At 38.9% G+C, this 15,291-nt stretch carries 17 protein-coding genes; 16 read left to right on the forward strand and 1 reads right to left on the reverse strand.

From position 1 onward, the window contains the following. Positions 1-8: 8 nt before the first annotated feature. Together T456_RS0108005 and T456_RS22400 are read left to right on the forward strand one after the other, a co-directional pair. The gene (locus T456_RS0108005) at positions 9-419 is read left to right on the forward strand and encodes a peptide deformylase (RefSeq protein WP_024865677.1); all 411 of its coding nucleotides are present in this window, start codon (positions 9-11) and stop codon (positions 417-419) included. Between the two features lie 64 nt (positions 420-483). Then, positions 484-645, forward strand: coding sequence for a hypothetical protein (locus tag T456_RS22400; protein WP_155838051.1), 162 nt, complete (start codon positions 484-486; stop codon positions 643-645). Between the two features lie 314 nt (positions 646-959). On the opposite strand, the gene T456_RS0108015 is transcribed toward T456_RS22400, so the two are convergent. Beyond that, complete coding sequence (locus tag T456_RS0108015; RefSeq protein WP_024865678.1) at positions 960-1,898, reverse strand: hypothetical protein; 939 nt, start codon at positions 1,896-1,898, stop codon at positions 960-962. 673 nt (positions 1,899-2,571) lie between these two features. Between T456_RS0108015 and T456_RS0108025 the strand changes: the two genes are divergently transcribed. From T456_RS0108025 to T456_RS0108090, 14 genes are all read left to right on the forward strand, one after another. Beyond that, positions 2,572-3,357 (forward strand): coiled-coil domain-containing protein, encoded by a 786-nt coding sequence (locus T456_RS0108025; RefSeq protein WP_024865680.1) that lies wholly within the window; start codon positions 2,572-2,574, stop codon positions 3,355-3,357. 436 nt (positions 3,358-3,793) lie between these two features. Beyond that, positions 3,794-4,441, forward strand: coding sequence for a hypothetical protein (locus T456_RS0108030; protein ID WP_024865681.1), 648 nt, complete (start codon positions 3,794-3,796; stop codon positions 4,439-4,441). A 1-nt stretch (position 4,442) separates the two neighbouring features. Beyond that, positions 4,443-5,468 carry a hypothetical protein gene (locus tag T456_RS0108035; RefSeq protein ID WP_024865682.1) on the forward strand — a complete coding sequence of 342 codons (1,026 nt, stop codon included), beginning with the start codon at positions 4,443-4,445 and terminating at the stop codon, positions 5,466-5,468. Positions 5,469-5,484: 16 nt separating this feature from the next. Further along, a complete protein-coding gene (locus T456_RS0108040) occupies positions 5,485-6,813 on the forward strand; it encodes an AAA family ATPase (RefSeq protein WP_024865683.1) in 1,329 nt (442 codons plus the stop codon). A gap of 101 nt (positions 6,814-6,914) precedes the next feature. Then, positions 6,915-9,095 carry a hypothetical protein gene (locus T456_RS22775; protein WP_024865684.1) on the forward strand — a complete coding sequence of 727 codons (2,181 nt, stop codon included), beginning with the start codon at positions 6,915-6,917 and terminating at the stop codon, positions 9,093-9,095. Positions 9,096-9,099: 4 nt separating this feature from the next. After that, positions 9,100-10,524 carry a DNA/RNA non-specific endonuclease gene (locus T456_RS21190; RefSeq protein ID WP_024865685.1) on the forward strand — a complete coding sequence of 475 codons (1,425 nt, stop codon included), beginning with the start codon at positions 9,100-9,102 and terminating at the stop codon, positions 10,522-10,524. Between the two features lie 239 nt (positions 10,525-10,763). Beyond that, complete coding sequence (locus T456_RS19535) at positions 10,764-11,627, forward strand: serine/threonine protein kinase (protein WP_197026869.1); 864 nt, start codon at positions 10,764-10,766, stop codon at positions 11,625-11,627. A gap of 2 nt (positions 11,628-11,629) precedes the next feature. Further along, complete coding sequence (locus T456_RS0108060; protein ID WP_024865687.1) at positions 11,630-12,082, forward strand: hypothetical protein; 453 nt, start codon at positions 11,630-11,632, stop codon at positions 12,080-12,082. Positions 12,083-12,238: 156 nt separating this feature from the next. Continuing rightward, positions 12,239-12,562: a helix-turn-helix domain-containing protein gene (locus T456_RS21195; protein ID WP_024865688.1), complete on the forward strand. Its 324-nt coding sequence runs from the start codon at positions 12,239-12,241 to the stop codon at positions 12,560-12,562. Between the two features lie 4 nt (positions 12,563-12,566). After that, positions 12,567-13,223, forward strand: coding sequence for a zinc ribbon domain-containing protein (locus T456_RS0108070; protein ID WP_024865689.1), 657 nt, complete (start codon positions 12,567-12,569; stop codon positions 13,221-13,223). Between the two features lie 20 nt (positions 13,224-13,243). Then, complete coding sequence (locus tag T456_RS0108075; protein WP_081749029.1) at positions 13,244-14,152, forward strand: DUF6591 domain-containing protein; 909 nt, start codon at positions 13,244-13,246, stop codon at positions 14,150-14,152. A 110-nt stretch (positions 14,153-14,262) separates the two neighbouring features. Further along, entirely contained in the window at positions 14,263-14,544 is a 282-nt protein-coding gene (locus T456_RS0108080; RefSeq protein WP_024865691.1) for a hypothetical protein, read from the forward strand. A 24-nt stretch (positions 14,545-14,568) separates the two neighbouring features. Continuing rightward, positions 14,569-14,886 carry an SCP2 sterol-binding domain-containing protein gene (locus tag T456_RS0108085; protein WP_024865692.1) on the forward strand — a complete coding sequence of 106 codons (318 nt, stop codon included), beginning with the start codon at positions 14,569-14,571 and terminating at the stop codon, positions 14,884-14,886. A 51-nt stretch (positions 14,887-14,937) separates the two neighbouring features. Beyond that, the gene (locus T456_RS0108090; protein ID WP_024865693.1) at positions 14,938-15,273 is read left to right on the forward strand and encodes a hypothetical protein; all 336 of its coding nucleotides are present in this window, start codon (positions 14,938-14,940) and stop codon (positions 15,271-15,273) included. Positions 15,274-15,291 lie beyond the last annotated feature (18 nt).

A 15,291-nucleotide genomic window follows, 5' to 3' on the forward strand; every position in this document is an offset into this window, starting at 1 on the left:
AAATGTTTATGGTAAAAGAAATAGTGAAGGACCGGTTCTTTTTGCAGCAAAAGTCAGAGCCCGCAACCGAGGCGGACAGGCAGGTTGTGGAGGACCTTCTGGATACTTTGAGAGCAAACCGGGACAGATGCGTGGGCATGGCCGCCAACATGATAGGCGTCAAAAAGCGGATCATAGTTGTGGCTATGGGACCGTTTCTTTTCCCAATGATCAATCCCGTGATCACCGCCAAAACCGGCGCGTATCAGACCGAAGAAAGCTGCCTTTCCCTGGACGGCGCCCGCCCCTGCACCCGGTATAAAGAGATCGAGGTGGACTACCTGGACGGCGACTTCCGGCCAAAGCACGGAAAGTACAAGGACTTCACCGCGCAGATAATCCAGCACGAGATCGATCACTTCGACGGGGTGCTGATTTAGGGAAAAGAGCTGCATTCAATCGCGATGATTGAGAAAAATCGACAGTTTACAGAGGGGAAGAATAATGATCAAACTACTTGGAAAAAACAATGACTTAAGAACTGAAGAAGGCGAGATAACAAGAATGGGATATGCGGTTATGATGATATCCGCTGTTTTTGGACTGTGCGTATTTCTGACCGGAAGATACATGTATGGAAAGGCGCTGGAAAAGAAGCAGTCATAACAATTCCGGTTTATCATTCTCTGTTATATTTAAAAACTGCAGTTTTATACATGATCATGGATGATACAGACTGAGCTGCAGTTTGCGTAATTGGATAGCTGCGGCGGAAGAACTCAATTCACATCCCCCTCGCCCGACCGCAGCAACCAATACAGTGTTAGATCAGGGATACAGTATACTAAGAACTGCAAAATAAATAAGACCAGGAGGTTTGCTCCTGATCTTATTTATTTTAGGGAGTACGTCACATGTGGCATGATTCCAAGTTGCTGCTGACTAGGCTGATGAGAAGCGCCCCCATCTTGGCCTCATGGTCAGGTGGTGACAGGGTCAGCCATGGGAGTAGGAGCATCCTGAATTTCACTCATTGCCATTTCTGTCGGGCTTGAAGAAGACCACATAGTATTAAGAATCTTGATGAATTCATCATACTGCTCCGGCATGATATTACTGTTGATCAGCAGCGTCGGATGTGTCTTTACTGCACTGTTAACCCCATCTGCACCCTGAATGTAGAATCTTACAGACATTTCAGGTGCAGTCTGCAACTTGGTCCTTCTCGTGGCTAAGTCGTATTTGTCTGAATAATCATAAGCAATGATCGAAGGATTAATGATGGGGGCCTTTGCTGAGCGTATTTCGATCAGATTACATGACCCGTTCTTGCTATAGCGTTTCATCTTTTCATTGAGATATTTTAATGTCTTCTTAATCCTGCCGTCTAAAAGAACCTCACTGTTATCGTCATAATCTGATCCATTCAGGAACTTAGCGGCCTGTGTGATCTCATCAGAAGATTCAAGCAAAATATTGATTTTGACATTCCGTTCCAGGAGTTTGTCGATCTCACTTGAATACTTCTCGATAAACTTGTCTATCACAATACCGGAAATGAACAATTCATTCTTGGCCTTTTCGAAGAAGGGCAGCAGATCGTTTTCCTTATTCCAAATATGTGTAAATTCAGCCTGCTGTCTTACTACTTCACCGATGGAGTTAATCTTCCTCTGCATAGAGGAGTCTTTGATCTGGAGCAGGATGATCTCGACTGTGATGGCGAGAAGAAGAGTAAGAATAATGCTGAACAAAATTGACGTGTTCTTTGCTGAATCTTCATCTCCCCACGGCGCACCAAAGAACAAGAGCACTCCACCTACAAAACAAACCAAAATGAAGAATACAATCTGGATTGTTCCGTTGTGTTTCTCGATGAAACTTTCAATCTGGTAATTAAAGTTTTCGCGCTTCTTCATAGCCATTTCCCTCCATTTCTTTAATGATAAATTAAATTGTTGTGAATTACAGAAAGAATAGCATACAATAATGTGATTCTAAATAATTAGAAAGGCAAATTAGGGGTATGTAATTTAATTGTCTTGCGATTTGAATGCCTGTATTCTGAGGTTTTATCTGAAGGAAAGTGAGACTGGATAAAGCTGTCTAAAATGGCTGATTTTTGTAGACAACATTTGTTGAGACAACTTGTTTTGGAAGAAAAAATCTTGTTTTTCTATAATTGTTTGTCTTTATTTTGGATAATGGAAAAGATGATGTGTAAACTGATCAGCAGATTGCGTAATTGGATATATGCGGCGGATTTACAAGATTTCGATGATTTTGCCAAGGCGCTTCCGCCGCACTTATCTGTATTGGGCATTTGCGGCGGAAGAGCTCAATTCACATTCGCTCCCCTACCGAACCCAATCAAATCTATCACAAGAAACCCCTTGGTGGAGTTTGGGATTAATTGTTTAATTTAATATAGCTTCAGTAACAAGATCTGGAGGGATAGCATATAAACGATCTACATTTTTACATAAATAAGATTTCGACATTTATGTGTTTTTTTATTCATTGTTAAAAAGGTGTTTACAATATTTCGATAAAATCATTGTGTATATGTCTAGAGGTATAGGGACTGCTGTGATGAATAAAAAACGTAAAAGCTGTCACATCAGCGAATCAAACTTAATGATTATGTCTTTTGCCAACTCATTTTGCATTTTTTTGGCACTTTTAATGCTTTTAGGGGGAGGGTTGTTTATTTCTGAGGGTAAGTCTGAAGGAACCTTTCTTTTACTGGCAGGTTTTTTTATGCTTATTCTTTATGTGTTTGGAGAAGACTCAATCAAAAAAAAGAAGCAACAATTGCAAAAAGAAGAAAAAGAAAATGCTCAAAGAAAAATAGATTCTCTCTATGCTGAGATTGCTCAGTTAAGAGAACAGATAGAAGATGATGAACAGATAAAGAAAGCTAACAAATTAGCGCTAATTGGAAAAAAAGCAAAACTTAGAAAGCAAGCAGAGAAAGAAATAAAGAAGCTTGAATATAGTATTTATCAAAAATATGAAGAGATACGTGAATTAAATGATGGTATACAAGAGGCCGAAGATAACGACAATAGAATTTCTACTACTGTTAACAATGAAGAGGATGACTATGAAGAGGACGACTATGAAGATTATGATGATGACGCCAATGATGAGTCAGATTCTGTGCCAGATAACGGGGGGACTGGACTGGGATTTCTAATTGGCTTGGGACTAGCTGGATTTGTTGCATATTCCAATAGAAAGCGTGAAGAGAAAGAAGGTAAAGAATTTTTAATTTTATTATTGATTATGGTGGTTTGCCTCCTATGTCTTGCAAAGGATTATGTTTGGAGTTACATAAGAGATTTGTATTATAGTGTTTTGCATTATTTTAGCTAGAGACGGATTCTGATAATAGACTTAATGAGCTTTATGAGACCACAAGGACAGAAGAGGTTGATCATTTGAGCATTTGTATCGGGGGTGTTTGTGGAGATAGTGCTGATGTAAGAAATGTATATATACTCACTTTTGGGGGAGCGCAATATTGCTGGAAATATTTATTTTAAGATTGTTAAAAGAAATGGTTATGTAGGGTAATCAAAAAGTAATTCACGGACGTCTTTTGAATAATATGAGATGCTGATAAAATCAGTTGTGAGAGCTCTTTGCAGAACTTCTGCAAAGAGTAAATATTCTATAAAATCAGGAATATTACTGACAACTTTGCTATAATTATATATGTTGGGGACTACGAGGAAACAGCAATTGCTTAACTCAAGTCCCCTTATTTTGACTACGCATATCATAATGATGCGTACAAGGAGGATTTCAAGTGGAAATCAAGGATTTTGTAAAAGAAACAGTAAATGAAATAAAGTCTGAACAGTTTATGGCACTTAAGGAAAAGCTGTTGGGTGAATACTTGGTTTTTACATTTGTGCCAGAAGAAAAAATCACTCAGGACATATTTTCTGAAAAAGTATGTGATTATTTTGAAAAGCTAGAATTAAAGATAGGAAGTTCTTTTGACAAGATATTTCAGAAGTATGTTTCGGATTGGGACGATATTGTGAAAAGATTAATTCCAAAGGAACCGGCAACCAAGAAAGGTACAGTTCCACTACCTACTCCCAGACCAAGGAAGTATTATGAACGTGCTATCGAAATAAAGAATTCGCGTAGCATGACGATTAAACAGAAGATGGATTATTCGAGGATTATGATGTGCCTTTATATGGCTTCTATAGACAATGCCGAAGAAAAAGAAATTGACGATTTTGAATTTTCGCCTACATGCTTAAAACTTGATCGTATCATAACGGCAATGAAAGCTGAAAAACCAGGAGGTTTGAACTTACCGATTGGAAAAAAAACGATGTTTGATCTTTCGGAGTTGTATTGCACAGATACAGCAACATTTATCTTAACGATGATTATGTTTTATTACATAAAGAGCAACGAGATTATCGGAGAATACTAATATGTCAGGGATACTCAATATAAATTCTATAGAAGAGTTAGTGCAATTTCTTAATGATAAGGGAATTATGGAGATTGCAATAAGGAATAAAAAGAAAAAATTCAAGGAGTTTCAGAAGGTGGCTCTCAATATTGCACCTCAGGGTGAGGGAAGAGAGCTTTTACGTAATGCTGTTAACTTGATGAATAAGAATAATGCTATAGCAGAAAATACTTTGAAAGCTGTTGGCAATCTTACCAAGCTTCAGTATTTGGGACTTATTTTGAGCGCGGCAAATCTATGCGCAACGTGCATAGGTTTTAAGATTATGTATAACAAATTGGATAAGATGACTGGGCAGCTTAATCAGCTTATGAGTGTTGTTAAGAAAGGTCAGGGGATACAGACTGATTATGAATTTAACAAAGTACTGTCAGAGCATTCTAACATGCTTGACGCAAGGAAAACTCAGAAATTTTACACTGAGGAACAGATGAGAAAATTGGTCGATGATGAGTATAATGTTTTGAATATGCTAATTGATGTGTTTTTACAGGATATGACTGAAGATGTAGATGGCATTATTCTTTCCATTTATTCTCTTGCCTCGATGTTATCTGTGTCGTTGAGATACTTTGATGAACTGTATTATTTTAATAACAAGGAAGCGATAGGGGACGGCGAAGTATGGCATTCTTCACATACGAACTGGATGGCAGCTTTTGAAAGAATATCATCAGATGAGTTTGTCAGAAAAATTCAGGATCATGGCATATTTGACCTTAATCTAAGCACTATTGAAGCAGATGTTTATTATATTGGACTTTACGATCAGGTTAAAGAGTTAGCAGAAGATGTGGAGGATAATCAGACATTGATTAAGACTCTGGATAGTTCAGATATGATGGAGGAGTATACAGAATATATTAGAAAAATTGTTTCTGAAGGTGTGCAAGAGGCATTCGAGCAGACTGAAGGAGCATTGGATAATCCTGATGTGGTTAGAATATACCAGGACACCATGAAACAGGTGGCATTGGCAGTATGAAAAGGTGGAAGTAGTTATGGATATAGATGTAAAGAATGCATATAACAGAGCCAAGCAGGCTGTGGGAAATACTGAATTGACGGAATTCCTTCAGGATATCTATGACTTTATCATGTATATTTCTTTGAATGACGGATGGGAGCGCTTTGAAGCTTTTCGTAAGATTTACGTACAGACCGATTGGACTCCTAGAAAGGAGAATATAGAATGTCCTAACGCAAACAAATCTCTACAAGCATCAAGGGGCCGTGTCAGTGATATAGTCATGTTTTTTACAATCCTTGGTAAGTATTACATTTTCAGTAAGTTTGATAAGAAAGATATAGATAAAGATAAGTATATGGATTTTATTAAAAGGGTAAGTAATATAACTGTCCCTCATAGTAAAGTTGGCAAAGATAATGTGGAATCATGTATTTCTAGAAAGTCGAAAACTGCGCCGAATGATGATGGGAATGATGAAAAGATTTCTTCAGATGAAGCGACAGATATTGCGGAGTCAGAAGAGTCATTAGATGAACTTTTGGAAAAGCTACAATCGTTGATAGGTCTTGATGGTGTAAAGGAAGAGGTAGAACAAATTATCAACCTTATTAAACTACAGAAGAAGGGGGAAGAGTTTGGAGAAAAGAAAATACCGCTTTCTTTGCATCTTGTATTTTACGGGAATCCTGGAACGGGAAAAACAACAGTGGCAAGGTTGCTGTCTAAGATTTATAAGGCGTTGGGAGTTTTATCACAAGGACAGCTTGTGGAAGTAGATAGAGGCGGATTGGTTGGTGGTTATGTTGGCCAGACTGCAATTAAGACGCAGGAAGCTATCGATAAGGCTATGGGCGGAATTCTGTTTATTGATGAAGCATATGCTCTTACACATGGAAAAGGAGAGGGCGATTTTGGGCAAGAAGCAGTGGATACTGTCCTAAAAGCAATGGAAGATCATAGGGATGATTTTATTGTTATTGTTGCAGGTTATCCTGAGCTGATGAAAGAGTTTATAAGTTCAAATCCCGGATTAAAATCTAGGTTTAATCAGTACATAAGTTTTGAAGATTACACACCGGAACAGCTAAGAGAAATCTTCTATCTCCTTTGCAGTAGTCAGAATCTAATTTTGGGGGAGGATTGTAAACAGTATCTTTTGGAGTATTTTACTGACTTATATGAGAATCGGTCAGACGACTATGCTAATGGCCGTGATGTCAGGAACTATTTTGAAAAAGTTATAAAAATGCGTGCGAATAGGCTTAATCCCATATTGAATAACATTTCGGTAGAAGAGTATAGGACCATTACGCTCGAAGATCTTAAGAACACAAAAAAGGTAAAGAGCAATACTTGGTAATGATTCAAATATATGAGATATGTATTGATAATAGATGTTGTTAGATGCATCATTAAGAAATGGTTTTTGGGGGACCAAAAATCTTTTAGAGGGCAGAATTTATGAATAAGAAGATTGGTTGCAAAGCATTGTCAATAATTCTTTCTATAGCAATAGCGAATTCGACTTTAGTTGGCTGTGGAAATGAAACTTCTCAGGAAAGCGTTAAGACAGAGGATATAGTAGAAGAATCTGTGGAATCATTAGAAACTGATTCGAGTATAGACTTGGAAGAAGCCAAAAAGGCTGAAGAGGAAGCTAAAAAGGTCGAAGAGGAAGCCAAAAAGGCTGAGGAGGAAGCCAGAAAGGCTGAAGAAGAAGCCAAAAAGGCAGAGGAAGAAGCTAAGGCAGAAGAAGAACGCCTTAAAGCAGAGGCAGAAGCCAAGAAGGCTGAAGAAGATCGTATAAAGGCAGAGGAGGAGACAAAAAAGGCAGAAGAAGAGCGTCTAAAAGCGGAGGCAGAGGCAAAAAAGGCAGAGGAGGAGGCGAAGAAGGCAGAGGAAGAACGGCTAAAAGCAGAGGCAGAGGCAAAGAAAGCTGAGGAAGAACGTTTGAAGGCAGAGGAAGAAGCGGAAAATTCGCTTACTCCGACGCAGTTAACATCTATAAATATGCTTAACTATATGACTGTGCTTACACAAGAAATTAATACATCAAAAGGAAATCAGCTATACTTGGAGTCTGCTAGAACTTCCTTATACAATGATACCAATTTAAATGCAGTAGATTCTGATACACAGGCTCAGATAAATCAATTAGTGGGAACAATAGATCAGTATCGAATGGTTGATGTTAAAAGAAATAGGCTGCAGTTTATTTACGAGCAGAACCAGGCACAGGCTCTTAGACAAGCAATCCCTAATCCCATGGGGTTGTTAAGCGCTGTTCAATCCGGAAGTATATTAAAGGCTGCGGCATCGGTTGTATATATGGCAGTGGATTCGGCAACGAGCTACCAAGCGGCTACAAACCAGGCTGAACTCCAGTTTATTAAGGAGGGGTGGGAGCTTGATGATGCTGAGACAGAAGCGTTACAAAAGAGTACAACTGCACAATTTAATTATATGTGTAACATGGTGCGTAAGTATGATCTTCCGGATGAGTATGTTGTAAGAGATACTGATGTTATGACCTTTGTAGAATGGTCTAAAAAAACTAACCGGGTTCAAAAAATAGATTGGTTAGTGGCAAACGAGAAAACGTACCAAAAATTTGGTCCCTATTGGTTGGAACTAGCAAAAGATTACTATGATTTAAATGATTATAAAAAATGTTTAGAAGCGGTTAATCAATATGAGGAAATCTATGCGAAAATAACTCGAAAAGATGATGATTATGCAAAAACCCTTCCTATGGCGATAATTGCTGCTAAGGAAACAAAAGCGAAAAAAGAGTACATTGATATAGCTAGAAAGTATTGTAAGGCGATAGTAGATAATACTAAAGATGGAGATTGGGCTTTGAGGTATTTTACAGCTCAGATATATTTGGATTTATATGCTCAGACAAAGGATCAGGCAGATTTAAAAAATGCTTATGACAGAGCATATTACAATGTCACAGTATTATTGGATGAGCAGAAAACACTTAATAATTCTTATACATCTCCAATTGTTGAGGCAAAAGCAGACAAAGGCGCCAATAAGAGGAAAAAAGAAGAAGTAAAACAGTATAATAAACTAATTAAAGAGGAGCGTAAAGTAGCGGTTCCTCCTGTAAGTGAAGCATTGTATTTAAATTGCGATATGTTGTTTGCAATCGCTAAAGAGATAGGTATTGATCAAAAAGAAAAGAATAAAATAGATAGTCTTTTGCACGAGGGTGGTAGTGATCTTTTCCTGACAAAAGTATTAGATAACAAGTTCCGTTATACAAGTAATGTTCCTCCGATAAAGGCTGAAGATGTAGAAGTATTTTTTGATGGAGCTGAATTTATGATTCCGGTAACGTGTATTTGTGATAAATCTCAAGTTAGTGTTACGGTTAATGGAAATAGTAAGGAAAAACTGGATGATTGGGAAATCAGTAACGTAGATAGGTCAAAAAAATCAGATTATTCAGCATATACTGTTACATTTAAGAGCAAAAAAGGGAAGGCACATAAATACCAAGCAGGAGACAAAATCACAATTACAGTTATCCCAGTTGCAGAATCACCGAATGATACCATTGTTTTTTCTTATGATGTAGTTCCTGTCAAGAAAGCATTTGTAATAAATGGTGTTTCTTTTGAAAGGAAATAATAACATGAGAAGATTTTGGGCTCTATCTTTAGCAGTCATTTTGATGGTTGTTTGCACGTCTACAGTATATGCTTGTGACGAAAATCAGTGCAATAATCATGTTACAGAGATTTTGTTTGGGGATGAAGCTGCTAGCTATAATGCAAACGATAAAGTGAAAATGCTACTGAATGCACTGTATTTATGCTGCGAACAGTCTGATAATCAGGGTCAGGAGAAGATTGATTTTTTAAAGTTAACTAAAGTAAGTAGAGTGCCAGATATAAGCGATATAAATATTAATAGTAATGCTCTAAATGATTGTTCACATATCAGTTGGGAGTATGATTATGCTGCAAACAAAAAAATCCGTTCCAATAGAAAGAGAATACTACAAAATACGGTTAATAAAGTATTCGATTTTGGCGCATTGAATAACTTATTTGGTAGTGAGTCTGGGAAATGTAATAGCTTTGCAGCATTTCTATATTATTCTCACATCCTATCAGACTATTTGTCAGATGATCCGGATGATACAGAGGTAAACATAAAGGGAAAATCTGTAGATGCTTTTAGTGGACAGGCTTATGTGAGTTTGAATGGAAATAAGCCCCAGTTCTCTGTTGCTCAGAAAACTGGTACGGAAGAAATTCTACAGCTCAATGAATTAGATAGCCTTAGGCGTTGTGTAGGAGCTTGTGCTACGATAGGCAAGGAAAGCATGAATTTTATAGGAGCTCGTCCCAATTTGCCTGATCCTACTGGATGGAAAAACAAGCGGTATCCTGATTTGGTGAGTGCAGGCGACGTTTATAATAGATGTCACGTTATTGCGCGACGCTTTTGTGGCATTGATAATCTGCATAATCTGATTACTGGTACTAGATATTTAAATGACACAATGGGGATCTTCGAAGATAGGGTGGCTAACTATATTGAGGAAACAAGCAATCACGTTGTTTACAGAGTAACACCTATTTATAAAGGTGACAATCTAATCGCATCGGGTGTGCAGATGGAAGCATTTTCAGTAGAGGATGCAGGAAAAGGAGTTTGCTTTAACGTTTATTGTTATAATGTGCAGCCAGGAATAGATATTGATTATGCGTCTGGAAATAGTGAGCAGGCTGATAAGATCTTTGGATCCCAAACAGCTATACCATTTGTTGTTAGTAATCCTAATGATAGTAATCCAGATTTGATATATGAGATTAACAAACATTTGGAAATATTGTTTGAACAACAGAAAAGCTCAAGTAATTACAATACTATGATTGGGGAGATTAATTCTATTGCGAATGAGGCAAGATCTTTGGGTTCACTAAATGACAAACCGGCTCAAACTTATAGCAAGATGAAGACTTGTGAGTACAAATACTATGAGATATTAAAGCGATATATCCCAATATTACTGCGTAACGAAGATTTTTTTAAATCTGCATTTGGATAATTAGGTATGATATGGGATTGTTTTATGGAATGCTAAATAGATTTAAATATAGAGATATTTCTGAAAAGTCACAGGATAATTATTATGAGTACTGCCCTCATTGTTATGCCAACCTCACTCTACAGAAAGGCTATTCCCAATCTCTTAAATACTGGGAATGCAAAGGCTGTGGCCAGATGCTTATAAATCCTGAAGTAGAAGGTGACCTTGTTTGGATCTGCGATGAATGTGGAGCTGTTATGAATGAACAGCCTGGCTTCTCAGAAGATTGCGGTGAATGGAAGTGTACTAAATGTAATCATGTCAATAAGATTGATGTAAGCGAATTATACGCTTCCGAGGATGAATTCCAGGCGGACAAGAACAATCCATACAGAGGCTTGTCCGATGCTGATGCTTTGGAACTGTCAATGTATCAGGAAGAAGAGGCTATCGAAGGGAAAGCTAACATTATTCTTGTAAGGCATCGAGAAACAGGTAAACGCTACATAAAGAAACTTCTCACTATATACAACAAGAGTGTGTATTCTTATCTCATGGAGCATCCTATTGAGCGGATGCCTCGTATTATCAATATCTTTGAGAGTAGCAACTGCCTTATTGTTATTGAGGAGTTCATTATTGGTCAGAATCTTGAGCACATTCTTGAGAAAGGTCCATTATCTGAAGAGAAGGCTGTTATTGTAGCTCTGTATATCTGCGATATTCTGGATGAGCTGCATAATCTTCCAACGCCAATTATCCATAGAGATGTAAAGCCATCCAACATCATTATTACCATCGACAGCGAAGTTAATCTTTTGGATATGAACGTAGCAAAATGGTACGACCCAGAAAAGACAGATGATACGCAGTACATGGGAACCCAGTACTATGCGGCTCCTGAACAGGTTGGTTATGGTTTGACCGCTTCATCGGCTAAAGCAGATATTTATGCGCTTGGAATGCTTCTTAATGTTATGGTTACCGGCTGTTTTCCTAAGGAAAAACGTGTAACCGGCGAACTATGGAATATAATCGAGCGCTGCATCAGCCTTAATGCTGAAGACAGATATACAGCAAAAGAGTTGCACGATGCACTTTTAGAAATTATGGGGAAATAGCGTTGCAAAAGAAATCTACAAACGAACTAAATGATCTTCTTGAAAACATGAAGCCGGATCAACTTGATTCATATCTTAAGGATAACAGCAAGTACATGGCTGACGAGAAGAAGGCTTTTTATTACTATATGAAGGATGTCCTGGATGAGAAGAACATCAAGCTTAAAGATGTTTATTCTTTTGCCGGAGTCACTGAATCTTATGGCAGCAAGATAATTACCATGGAAAAACACACTAAGGACAGGGATCTGATCATCAGACTTTGTCTGGCAGGACACTTTAATTGGGATGAGACTAACAGAGCGCTGAAGCTGTATGGATTCAGCGAACTGTATGCAAAGGATCCCAGAGATGCATGCATAATAGTTGCTGTAAACAACCGTATTTTTGATATGTATGAGATAGATGAGATGCTGATTAAGCAGGGGCTCAAGAAACTTACAACTGAAGAATGAACAGACAATGATTTCCCCACCATTTTGGTGGGGATTTTTCTTTGCCCAAATTGATAAGGTATTTACAGGAATCCGGTACAAGCTTACGCAGCGTAAACAAAAAGTAATTTGATAAGGGAAAATACAGTACTTACCATAAAATAGGAGACTGCTTTAATGGGGGCACGAATGAGCTTAGGACAGTATATTTCAACAAGAAGAAAACATATGAGACTGACACAGGAAGAACTGGCAGATAAGGTAGGAGTATCGAAATCAGCAATAGCTAAGTGGGAGACTGATGGTGGCCTGCCGGATAGAGATAATCTTCGAAGAATTGCAGAAGTGATGGATGTTTCCGTAGACGATCTTCATAGGATCATTGAACGGGAAGGTATGAAAAACGCAGATTTTAACGTGAACATTACTCCTGAAGTAATTGCAGCCCTTGAGTCATATGGCTACAAGGTAATACGACCGGGAGAGAAAGAAGAGAGGTGAGGATATGGCAATTCACTTTGTATCCGTTAAATGCCCGGATTGCGGGGCTGAGCTATCAATAGATGATTCAAGGGAATTTGCTTTCTGCTCTTATTGCGGAGCCAAGGTCATGGTCCACAACGATAATGAGCATATTTATCGAAATATTGATGAAGCCAGGATAAAAGAAGCTGAGACAGAGCGTATCCTGAGGCTTCGTGAACTGGAACTTGAGGAAAAAGAGAATAACCGGGGAAGAAAAACTACATTGATTGCTTATGGTGTAGCATTAGCATTTGTACTTATCGGAGCTATCATTTGCATATTTGCTCCTGTCGGAGGTATGTGTGGAATAATGATTGGAGCATATATTGCGATGTTCACTTACATAAAGAGTGATGACAGGAAAAAGAAAAGGTCCAAATATGTCAGCCCCAATGATGCGACTATCACAGCGCAGATGCTGTATTGTTTGGGGAAAAACTATAATAGCGTGGCAATGATATTTAGAAGTGCCGGCTTTACCAATGTTAATTTACTACCGTTGGGAGATATTGGCCTTTTTAACCAGAGAAGGAATGGTCAGGTTGAAACTATAACAATCAATGGAAATGGAGAATTTGAGGAGGGAGATATTTTCCCTAAGAATGCAAACATTCTCATAACCTATCATAGTAAATAAGAGAAAGAGAGGAGCTTATTATGGCTTTTTGTATGAATTGTGGAAATGAAGTGCCGGATGGAACAAAGTTCTGTCCTAATTGTGGAACACCGGTGGGAAGTAGTGTTACACCTGATAGAATTGTGGAAACGCAAAATGTACAACAGCAAAGCAGAGAACAGGTACCTTTTCCTCAGACTACTTATACTCCGCAGCCTCCTGTTCAGGAGCCACAACCATCAGGTTTGGATAAGTTTGGAAAATTCTTTGGAATCATTCTCCTGATTCTTGCTGTGTTAGATTTTAGCTCAGATCCGGCTATTCTGACGATTATCCTATCAGCAGGAATTATCGCAGGAGCTGTCTTCTGCTTAAAAAGGAAGTACAAGCTCAAGGGCTTTACGTTTATTGCACTTATACTTGCAGTATTCTGTCTTTTTGCTGGTGTTAGCCAGGCAAAGAAGTATGGATTGTTTACAATGCCGCCTGAAGAGTATGCTTCAAGCTCCACAACAAATGAGGAAGAGTTGATTGCTGAGGAAGAAAAATCAGCCGTCACTGTTGATAGTAAGAGTGAAACGGAAGAGTCCACAATTGTTAATGAAGACAAGGCAGCTTCGACTGAAAAAGTAGAGGAAGCAACTGAAGTGAGTCAGGAGGATCAGCCACAGGAGAAAGAGCAGACAGGCGGTGTTGATCCTGATCTGAAAGCTTTTTTGGATAGTTACGAAGAATTTGTGGATCAGTATGTTGAGTTTATGAAGAAGTATAACTCCGATCCCAATAATATGGTTTCCATGTTGGGCGAGTATGGCGAAATGATGCAGAAGTATTCTGATTTTGCAGAAAAGATAGATCAGTACGATTCGAACAGTATGTCTACTGAGGATTCCAAGTATTACATCGAGGTAACTACGAGGTGTGCACAGAAGATGTTGGAAGCATACTAATTAAATATGAATTATTTCCCGAGCTCTCTTCCCCCGGAAGAGAGCTCTTCCTTTATCCCCCATTAGGTATTATTATGTAAAAAAGCATTTTGCGAAGCGAGGCCAAAGAAGTGAAACATTACATCATTGCAAAGTTCAAAGACCGAGCTGATACCGAAAAACTCCTTCCGGAGATCACGGCTCTTTTCCAAAAGACGCTGGACCTTGATGGCGTTGAGAACGTGACCATCCATAAGTCAAACAGCACAAGGGACAACAGATACAGCATCATGATAGAGATGGATCTGTCGCCTGAGGGGCTGGAGGCATTTGATGCGTCTGAGGTTCACAGACAGTGGAAGGCGACTTACGGTGACAGGCTCGAGAGCAAGGCGATATTTGATTGTGACTAATGAGAATTCCAAAGGAGGTACCCCATGAAGTTTGAAACAGTTTTATCCAAGGTGCGCAAAATGGCAGAAACTGCCGATGTTTCAGGCGTTGATTTCCTTGCGGTGCAGGTAAACCTTACCGACTGCGACCCGGGAGTGTTCTACGTTGAGGTCAAGGACCACAAGGTAAATGTTGAGCCCTATGACTATCATGACAGGAACTGCGCGATCAGCATGAAGTCTGATGATTTCAACAAGCTCATCAGCGGGAAGCTTGATCCTGTTGCTGCTTTTACCATCGGCAAGCTTAAGGTTGATGGGGATATCGGAAAGGCTCTGGAGTTTTCTAAACTGCTGAAGTGATGATGCCATCGCATTCAGACCTGAATATACTGACAAGTAAAGGACCAAGCCATGCAAGGAAACTACCCTGTAATAACACTGTGCGGAAGCACACGCTTTAAAGACCAGTTCATGGAGATGCAAAAGAAGCTGACACTGGAAGGTAATATAGTCATCAGCGTTGGGCTGTTCGGCCACTCCGGGGATTCCGAAGTCTGGGAAAACATGGACGAAGGAACCATGACCAAAACTAAGGAGATGCTGGACGACATACACAAGCGCAAGATAGACATGTCCGACGAGATCTTCGTGATCAACAAGGACGGTTATATCGGCGACAGCACAAGGTCGGAGATTGATTATGCCATTGCCCATGGCAAAAAGGTCAGGTACCTGGAGGAAGCGTGAGGCTTATGACACTTTTGG

The organism is Butyrivibrio sp. FCS014 (assembly GCF_000526935.1).
In the GTDB taxonomy this organism is placed as follows: Bacteria; Bacillota; Clostridia; order Lachnospirales; family Lachnospiraceae; genus Butyrivibrio.